This is a genomic window from Parvibaculum sp., from assembly GCF_049672805.1.
GTDB lineage: Bacteria > Pseudomonadota > Alphaproteobacteria > Parvibaculales > Parvibaculaceae > Parvibaculum.
Window position 1 is genome coordinate 1 of record NZ_JBATWS010000402.1, and the last position, 6,245, is coordinate 6,245.

Annotated in this window: 7 protein-coding genes; 6 read left to right on the forward strand and 1 reads right to left on the reverse strand. The window is 62.8% G+C overall.

From position 1 onward, the window contains the following. Nucleotides 1-725, forward strand: a 725-nt coding sequence (locus tag WBF74_RS12535) for a coproporphyrinogen-III oxidase family protein (protein WP_424440414.1), incomplete at its 5' end; no start/stop codon positions are given. Between the two features lie 13 nt (nucleotides 726-738). On the opposite strand, the gene WBF74_RS12540 is transcribed toward WBF74_RS12535, so the two are convergent. Continuing rightward, nucleotides 739-2,022 (reverse strand): penicillin-binding protein activator, encoded by a 1,284-nt coding sequence (locus tag WBF74_RS12540; RefSeq protein ID WP_424440417.1) that lies wholly within the window; start codon nucleotides 2,020-2,022, stop codon nucleotides 739-741. A 168-nt stretch (nucleotides 2,023-2,190) separates the two neighbouring features. Between WBF74_RS12540 and rsmI the strand changes: the two genes are divergently transcribed. The 5 genes from rsmI (at nucleotide 2,191) to gshB (ending at nucleotide 6,075) form a co-directional block, all read left to right on the forward strand. After that, the gene (gene rsmI, locus WBF74_RS12545; protein WP_424440419.1) at nucleotides 2,191-3,051 is read left to right on the forward strand and encodes a 16S rRNA (cytidine(1402)-2'-O)-methyltransferase; all 861 of its coding nucleotides are present in this window, start codon (nucleotides 2,191-2,193) and stop codon (nucleotides 3,049-3,051) included. 16 nt (nucleotides 3,052-3,067) lie between these two features. After that, complete coding sequence (locus WBF74_RS12550; RefSeq protein ID WP_424440421.1) at nucleotides 3,068-3,445, forward strand: YraN family protein; 378 nt, start codon at nucleotides 3,068-3,070, stop codon at nucleotides 3,443-3,445. 59 nt (nucleotides 3,446-3,504) lie between these two features. Then, nucleotides 3,505-4,083, forward strand: coding sequence for a BON domain-containing protein (locus WBF74_RS12555; RefSeq protein WP_424440423.1), 579 nt, complete (start codon nucleotides 3,505-3,507; stop codon nucleotides 4,081-4,083). 90 nt (nucleotides 4,084-4,173) lie between these two features. After that, nucleotides 4,174-5,010, forward strand: coding sequence for a SirB1 family protein (locus WBF74_RS12560; protein WP_424440425.1), 837 nt, complete (start codon nucleotides 4,174-4,176; stop codon nucleotides 5,008-5,010). Between the two features lie 126 nt (nucleotides 5,011-5,136). Then, on the forward strand, nucleotides 5,137-6,075 hold the full coding sequence (gene gshB, locus WBF74_RS12565; protein ID WP_424440427.1) for a glutathione synthase: 939 nt from the start codon (nucleotides 5,137-5,139) through the stop codon (nucleotides 6,073-6,075). Nucleotides 6,076-6,245 lie beyond the last annotated feature (170 nt).

Below are 6,245 nucleotides of genomic sequence, written 5' to 3' on the forward strand. Positions count from 1 at the left end.
CGAAGGAAGCGCTTGCCGCTATTGCGCTCGCGCGTGAAACTTTCCCGCGCCTTTCCTTCGATCTCATCTATGCAAGACCCGGTCAGACGCGCGAGACATGGGAGCGCGAATTGCGCGCGGCTCTTGCCCATGCGGCAGATCACCTCTCGCTCTATCAGCTTACCATTGAAGCAGGCACCGCCTTTGCGCGGCTCTATGAGAAGGGTGCCTTCGCCCTGCCCGATGATGAGGTGGCGGCAGAGCTTTACCAGCTCACCGGCGAAATTTGCGCGGAAGCCGGATTATCCGCCTACGAAGTATCGAACTATGCGAAGGAAGGGGCGGCGTCCCGTCACAATCTCGTCTATTGGCGCTATGGCGACTATGCGGGCGTCGGCCCCGGCGCGCATGGCCGGGTAAGCGTGGACGGAAAGCGCCTCGCCACCGCAACGCATCGCCTGCCCGGCGCATGGCTTGAGGCGGTGGAAGCGGAGGGCAACGGCATTGCCGACCTTGAGGAAATCATGCCGGGCGAGCAGGGCGACGAAATGATGATGATGGGCCTCCGCCTTTCAGAAGGCGTGTCGCTTTCCCGCCATGCAAGGATTTCGGGCGCAGCGCTTTCTCCTGCGCGGATCAATGCGTTGGTGGAAGACGGACTTCTCACGCAGGAAAGCGACATAATCCGCACAACGCGGCAGGGACGCCTCGTCCTTGATGCGCTGCTGGTGCGGCTTCTTGCCTGAATAAGGCGGGCGGTCAGAAGAGACGCGGTGTGAAGCTTTCCGGTGCCGGGTCGATCACGACCGCGCCTGTCGGACGGATTTCCAGAACGGCAAGCCCGCGATCCGTGCTGCCATCCGGGTTGAAGCGGAAAATCCCGTCCACACCGGCAAAGCCGTCTTCATTGGTGAGCGTCTGCGTGGTGTAACGTTCGCCCGCAGGCAATCCCGAAAGCGCAATCGCAAGGCTCACCGCATCATAGCCAAGGCTTGCAATGCGCGGCGGCGTCGATCCATAGGCGCGCTGATACCGCGCGACAAACTGCTGATAGCTCGCAGGCGGCGGCGCGGGATACCAGCCCGCATGAAGCGGCGGCTCGCGTGTCAGCGACACATCATCCCATGCGCCCGTGCCGAGAAACTTCACCTCGCGCGGATCGACATCGTAATAGGGCAGAAGCGGCGCGATGGCCTTCACGCCCTGTCCGCCTTCGGGGAGGAACAGCGCCGTGTAATTGCCGCCGCCATAGGCACCTGCAATGCGCTTGGCGGGGTCATACATGGCCTGCGGATCGGAAGGATAGCTCGTCGAGGCGACGATCCTGCCCGCGCGCTGCGAGACAGCGCGTTCAAAGGCTGCGCGCACCCGCTCGCCATAGCTTCCCTGCGGATAAAGGGCTGCAAAGCGCGTGAGGCCCTGCAGCGTCGCATAATCGACAATGCGCTCGACTTCCTCGTCCAGCGGGAAGGACAGAAGATGCACGCCATTGCCGCCCACCGAACTGTCGGAAGAGAAGGCGACGACCGGCACATTGGCCTCACGCGCGAGCGGCGCAACCGCCATCACTTCTTCTGCGAAAAGCGGCCCGAGCACGATTTCGGCACCGGCATCGAGAACTTCCTTCGCCGCCTGCCGCGCGCCCGCGGCCGTGCCGCCGGTGGGCTTTGCGATCAGCAGCACATTCGGCGCGTCAAACTCGAAAAGGGCGAGCTGTGCCGTGTTGTAGAGCGCATTGGCGAGGGTGCGCACATTTTCGCGCGGCGAATTGAAGGGCAGCAGCAGCGCCACACGCACCGGCTCCTGCCCCTGCATGAAGGCGGGTGTGAGGAAGCGTGAAGGGTCACGCTGATAGGTCTGCGGGGCCGGCGGCGGCGTCACTTCTATCTTGGGGGGCGGTGTCACCTGCGGCGGCGGTGCGACGGGGGGAGTGCGTGTCGTTGTCGGTGAGCAGGCGGCGGCGAGAAGCACCAGACCGGCAAGGGCAGCGGTCCTCAAAGCCGTGAAGGAACCGAGGCGGGCAGCGAGGGCGGGCTTTGTCACCGGAGTTTATCCTGCTTGGTCGAGACGCAATCGAAGAGGCGCGAGCGCCTTTTGCGGAGCCTAATCGCGGCTCCCCGCCAAGTAAACCAATGGCTTGCCCCTGTCGATACCCGCCCCTGATTTGCGAAGCCGATTGCAAATCGGCCCGCCGGGAGCCAAGGTCCGCTCATGGAAAAAACCGTCACCTCGGCGCGGCCCGCGCCCGGCCTTTATGTCACCGCGACGCCCATCGGCAATGCTGCCGATATAACCGCCCGTGCGCTTGATCTGATGGCGCAGTGCGACCTGCTTCTCTGCGAGGATACGCGGGTGACGGCAAAGCTCCTTGCGATCCACAATATTTCCGCAAAAACCGCGCCCTATCACGACCATAACGCCGCCGAAATGCGCCCGCGCATCTTGAAGCGGCTGGAAGCAGGCGAGGTGATCGTGCTGGTCTCGGATGCGGGCACGCCGCTTGTCTCCGATCCGGGCCTCAAGCTCGTGCAGGAAGCGGTCGCTGCCGGCCATTATGTGACGACGCTGCCGGGTGCCTCCTCCGTGCTTGCTGCGCTGACACTGGCGGCGCTGCCGACAGACCGCTTTTTCTTTGCCGGTTTCGCGCCCGCAAAGCAGGAAGCGCGCCGCAAGGAATTTGCCGAACTCGCCGCCATTCCCGCAACGCTCGTCTTTCTGGAAAGCGCGAACCGGCTTGCCGCCTCGCTCGCCGATATGGCAGGCGCATTGGGCGACCGCCCCGCAGCCGTTGCGCGGGAACTGACCAAGAAGTTCGAGGAAGTGCGGCGCGGCTCCCTCTCCGAGCTTGCCGCCCATTACCAAGAGGAAGGTGGCCCGAAAGGGGAGATCGTCGTGGTGGTTGGCCCGCCCGAAAAACGCGCGCCGCTCTGCGCCCATGAAGTTGACGCGATGCTCGAGAATGCGCTCGCGCGCACCACGCTCAAGGATGCGGTGGCGGAAGTCGTCTCGATCACCGGTCTGCCGCGCCGCGAAATCTATGCACGCGCGCTCGAACTCTCCGGGGCAAGATAGAGAGGCGAGGCAGGGAATGAGGGCGCGGAGGGGGGATGCGCAGAGAGGCCGGGCGGCCTATCGTCTCGGCCTTCGCGCGGAAGGGCTTGCCGCTCTCCTGTTGTGGCTCAAGGGCTATCATATTCTTGCCCGCCGCCTGAAAACGCCCGCAGGCGAGATCGATCTGGTGGTGCGGCGCGGCCGCGTGCTTGCCCTTGTCGAGGTGAAGGCGCGCGGCGCGGGCGGGTCGGCGGTGGAAGCGTTGACACCGCGTCAGCGTGAGCGGCTTCAGCGCGCAGCGGCGCATTTTCTTGGCCGGAATCCTGCCCTTTCCGATCTTGATCTGCGCTTTGACATGGTGCTTGTTGCGCCGCGAAGCTTGCCTCGTCACATGGCAGATGCCTGGCGGCCATAATGCTGCCGCATCCCGTCGCTCATTTTCTGGCGCGGTTCTGCAACAGGGATATCGAGACGATGAAGAAGATTATCGCGCTGGTTCTGGGTTCGGCTGTGCTGCTCGGCGGCTGTGTGCCGCTTGCCATTGGCGCGGGCGGGGCGGCGGCTGTGGGGGCGGCGCAGGACCGCGGTCTTGAACAGGCCGTCGATGACAATCAGATCGCTTTCGAAATAAATCGCAAGCTTCTCGCCGAAGATTCAAAACTCTATGCGGGTGTTGCAACGCAGGTGCGAAATGGCCGCGTGCTTCTCTCCGGCACCGTGCCAAAGCCTGAAGATCGCATCACGGTCACACGCATCGTCTGGACGATCGGCGGTGTGAAGGAAGTCATCAACGAGTTGAAGGCCGGCGAGAGAACAGGCTTTACGCAATCTGTCAGCGATGCGTCGATCACCACCAAGTTGCGCGCGCGGCTTACCGCCGACAGCAATGTAAGCAGCCTCAACTATTCCATCGAAACAGTGAACGGCGTTGTCTATCTGATGGGAACGGCGCTCGACAAGGCGGAGCTTGACCGCGTCATTGCACATGCGCGCGACATATCGGGCGTGCGCAATGTCGTCTCCTATGTGGAGATCAAGCGCCGCAACGGGTGATCGCCTTTCACATCGCGTCTTGCTTCTGTCTCACATCGGTGCTTGCGGCGGCGGTATTTTCCGCGCGAAGATGAGCGCATGGGGAGAGAGATGAGAGACATTGAAAACGAGCTTCGCGCGGCGGGCGAGATGTCCGATGCGGAACTCGACATCGCCCAGCTCGCATTGGCGCTCTCTGCGTGCGACAGGCCCGATCTCTCGCGTGATCTCTACCGCGCTCATCTGAACGAACTTGTGGAAGCGGCAGCCGCCGCCCTTGGCACATCGAGAGCCGCACCCTGCCAGGTGGCGGCGGGTGTTCTCTCCGGCGTGATGGCAGGGCGGTTTCGCTATCTGGGTGATGCAGAAACCTATGATGATCCGCGCAACGCAAATCTCGCCCATGTGATTGACCGCCGAAAGGGACTGCCCGTCACGCTTGGCATTCTCTATCTCCATGTCGCATCGAAGCTCGGCCTTGAAATGACAGGGCTCAACTTCCCCGGTCATTTCGTCCTGCGCCTGCGCGGGCCGGATGAAGCCGTGGTGCTTGATCCCTTCAATGGCGGGCAGACGCTCACCTCGGCAGATTTGCTTGCCATGCTGCGTGGCGTTGAAGGGCCGGATGCGCGCCTCACGCCTGAGAACTGCGAGGCCGTGGGCACGCGGGACATTCTGCTGCGCCTTGAAAACAATATTCTGAGCCGTGCCATCCGCGCGGGCGATTTCGCGCGGGCGCGCGATGTGGTGACGCGCATGATCTGGTTTGCGCCGGGCCGGGCAGGACTGCGCTTTGAGCTTGGACGGCTCGAGGTTCATGCAGGCCATATGGGCGCGGCGGCAGATGCCTTTGCAACCTGCATCGACCTTGCAACCGGCCTTGGCGAAATGCGCATCGCGGGCATGGCGGAAGAGGCGCTGCGCCGCCTCAAGACACGGCTCAACTGAACGGGCTTTTTCAGCTTTGTGATTTTTCGCTCGCAAACCGCGTCGCCTCCGCCCATCTTTCCCTGAAATCAGGCCAGCAAGGCCTTCCCGAAAAGCGGCCCCGCGCCAGCAAGAGAAGAAAAGACCATGAGCCTTTCCGTCGCCATTCAGATGGACCCGATCCACAGCATCAATATCAATGCGGATTCGACCTTCGCCCTCGGGCTGGAGGCACAGGCGCGCGGCCACAAGCTTTTCTATTACGAGCCTCTCGACCTATCCATGCGGGATGGCCGCGCCTATGCGCAAATGTGCCCGCTCACGCTGCGCCGCGAGGCCGGCAATCACGCCACGCTCGGCGCGAAGGAGAAGGTTCATCTCGATGAGGTGGATGTGGTGCTCATGCGTCAGGATCCGCCCTTCGACATGAGCTACATCACCGCGACGCATATTTTGGAGACGGTACATCCGAAAACGCTGGTGGTGAACGATCCTGCCGAAGTACGCAACGCGCCGGAAAAACTTTTCGCCGTGCGCTTTGCGGGGCTTCTGCCGCCAACGCTCATCAGCCGCGATCCGAATGAAATCCGCGCCTTCCGCAACGAGTTTTCCGACATCATCGTGAAGCCGCTTTTCGGCAATGGCGGCGCGGGCGTGTTCCGCATCCGCGAGGGCGATGAAAATCTGAACTCGCTTCTCGAAATGTTCGGACAGATGAACCGTGAGCCGGTCATCGTGCAGAAATATCTGCCCGAGGTGCGGCAGGGCGACAAGCGCATCATTCTCGTGGATGGCGTACCGGTGGGGGCGATCAACCGCGTGCCGGCGGAAGGCGAAGCGCGCTCGAACATGCATGTCGGCGGCCGCGCCGAGAAATGGTCGCTCACACCGCGAGAGCGCGAGATTTGCGAGATCATCGGCCCGGAACTGAAAGCACGCGGGCTGATCTTTGTCGGCATTGATGTGATCGGCGACTATCTCACCGAAATCAATGTGACCTCGCCAACCGGCATTCAGGAGATTGACCGTTTCGACGGCGCCAATCTTGCGGGCCTTGTCTGGGATGCGATCGAGGCGCGGCGCTAGGCACCGCGCACCCGGCCTCCGCAGGTCAATCCTCTTCCACCGTCGTTGTGGTCGTTTCGGTGCGCACGGTGGTCGGCTGCTCCTCGATCACGGTGCGCTTCGTCACCGTTTCGGAGTCGCTGCCACAAGCGGCAAGCGTCAGCGTCCCGAGCGCAAGGGCGGGCACAAGG

Coding starts and splice junctions, on each gene's coding strand:
- rsmI (WP_424440419.1), top strand. CDS start 2,191: ATGGAAAAAACCGTCACCTCGGCGCGGCCCGCGCCCGGCCTTTATGTC.
- WBF74_RS12550 (WP_424440421.1), top strand. CDS start 3,068: ATGAGGGCGCGGAGGGGGGATGCGCAGAGAGGCCGGGCGGCCTATCGT.
- WBF74_RS12555 (WP_424440423.1), top strand. CDS start 3,505: ATGAAGAAGATTATCGCGCTGGTTCTGGGTTCGGCTGTGCTGCTCGGC.
- WBF74_RS12560 (WP_424440425.1), top strand. CDS start 4,174: ATGAGAGACATTGAAAACGAGCTTCGCGCGGCGGGCGAGATGTCCGAT.
- gshB (WP_424440427.1), top strand. CDS start 5,137: ATGAGCCTTTCCGTCGCCATTCAGATGGACCCGATCCACAGCATCAAT.